Below are 1,983 nucleotides of genomic sequence, written 5' to 3'. Positions count from 1 at the left end.
GCCTGCGGCAGCTCCTACAGGGATCGGCGCTATCCCATAAAAACAATAAAAGCTTGTTCAGAGACTGACTGCCATGGCCGCACCCGCCTCGCCGCTGTCCCACGACACCATCATCCAGGACTCCTGGTCCCGTTGCCGCGCGTTCGGTCTTGATCACCAGAGCGCTCCGGCATTCGATCAACTGCCGGCGGACGGCATCAAGCAGTTGCTGGAAAGCCAGCATTCGCTGGTGCAAACCACCCACCAGGAAGTGCTGCCGTACTACGAGAACATCCTCAGCAACTCCAATTGCCTGATCATGCTCGCCGACAATCAGGGCCAGGTGCTGACGTCCTGGGGCACCCAGCGTTTCATCGAGCCGAGCCTGACCCGTGGTTTCAGCGCCGGCGCCAGCTGGATGGAGCGTTGCAGCGGCACCAACGCCATCGGCACCGCACTGGCCTGTGAGCAGGCGGTGCACATCGAGCACGATGAACACTTTCTCAAGGCCAACCGTTTCATGACCGGTTCCGCCGCACCGATTTTCGATGCCGAGCGCAAGGTCATCGCGGTGCTCGATGTGTCCAGCGACAGCTACCTGCCACCGTCCCACACCCTGGGCATGGTCAAGATGATGAGCCAGACCGTGGAGAACCGGCTGATCCTCAACCTGTTCCATGGCCAGCATTTCCAACTGACGTTCAACACCGGCCTGAACAATCTCGACAGCCAGTGGGCCGGGTTGCTGATTTTTGATGAGAGCGGTCAGGTGCTGTCCGCCAATCGCCGCGCCGACAATCTATTGGGCATTCGCCTGTCGCGAGTCAGTGTCGAAAGTCTGTTCAAGGTTTCGCTGCTGGAACTACTCAATCAACCTGAAGGGCTGCCCTTCTCGCTTCAGGCTTCCGGGCGCAATCGCTTCCAGTGCCTGTTGAAAAGACCAAAGCAGGTTCCGATTCAACCCAGAATCTTCACCGAACCTGCTGTGGCAAACCCGGCACCGGCGGCGATCAGCCTCAACACCCTGCATTTTGGCGACAGCCGCGTGGAAAAAGCCGTGCGCCAGGCCGAGCGCTTGCTGGAAAAAGACATTCCTTTGCTGATCCATGGCGAGACCGGCGTCGGCAAGGAAGTCTTCGTCAAAGCCTTGCATCAGGCCAGCTCGCGCAGCAAACAGGCATTCATTGCGGTGAACTGTGCAGCGATCCCCGCTGAACTGGTGGAGTCTGAGCTGTTCGGCTACGAGAAAGGCGCGTTCACCGGCGCGAATCAGAAAGGCAGCATCGGCCTGATCCGCAAGGCTGACAAAGGCACACTGTTCCTCGATGAAATCGGCGATATGCCGCTGCCGACCCAGGCGCGATTGCTGCGGGTGTTGCAGGAGCGTTGCGTGCAACCGGTGGGCAGCAGTGAGCTGTTCCCGGTGGACATCCGCATCATTTCGGCGACCAACCGTTCTTTGCGCGAGCAGGTGCAGTTGGGGCGCTTCCGCGAAGATTTGTACTACCGCATTGGCGGCCTGACCCTGGAACTGCCGCCGCTAAGAGAACGCAGCGATAAAGAAGCACTGTTCAAGCGTTTGTGGGAACAGCATCGCGAACCGAGCCAATGGGCGGGTTTGAGCCGCGAGGTGTTGGAGCTGTTCAGCCGTCACCCGTGGCCGGGGAATTTGCGCCAGGTCAGCAGCGTGATGCAGGTGGCGCTGGCCATGGCCGAAGAGCAACCGGTGCGGCCGGAGCATTTACCGGATGATTTCTTTGTCGATCTGGAGATGGAGCCGGTGGAAACGCCAGAACCGTTGGCCGTGGATCTGAATGATGTCGAGGATTTGAACCGGCAGTTGCAGGCGGCTGGGGGGAATATTTCGTATCTGGCGCGGCGGTTGGGGGTTAGTCGCAATACCCTCTACAAACGACTTCGCCAGACGGAATGATCGGTTGCCCGGACGGGCCCCATCGCTGGCAAGCCAGCTCCCACAGTGTCCGTGTCGCACACAAAATCCAT

The 1,983-nt window shown here is 59.6% G+C and carries 1 protein-coding gene; it reads left to right on the top strand.

The features are described 5' to 3' along the window. Positions 1-73: 73 nt before the first annotated feature. Positions 74-1,912, top strand: a complete 1,839-nt coding sequence (locus ACW9JC_RS30105; RefSeq protein ID WP_457459605.1) for a sigma-54-dependent Fis family transcriptional regulator — start codon at positions 74-76, stop codon at positions 1,910-1,912. The last annotated feature ends 71 nt before the right edge of the window (positions 1,913-1,983 follow it).

The sequence above is a fragment of the Pseudomonas sp. SDO5591_S426 genome (assembly GCF_054070755.1).
The sequence above is the reverse complement of the archived record's forward strand: the minus strand, read 5'-3'. Positions and strand labels throughout refer to the sequence as shown.

Coding starts and splice junctions, on each gene's coding strand:
- ACW9JC_RS30105 (WP_457459605.1), top strand. CDS start 74: ATGGCCGCACCCGCCTCGCCGCTGTCCCACGACACCATCATCCAGGAC.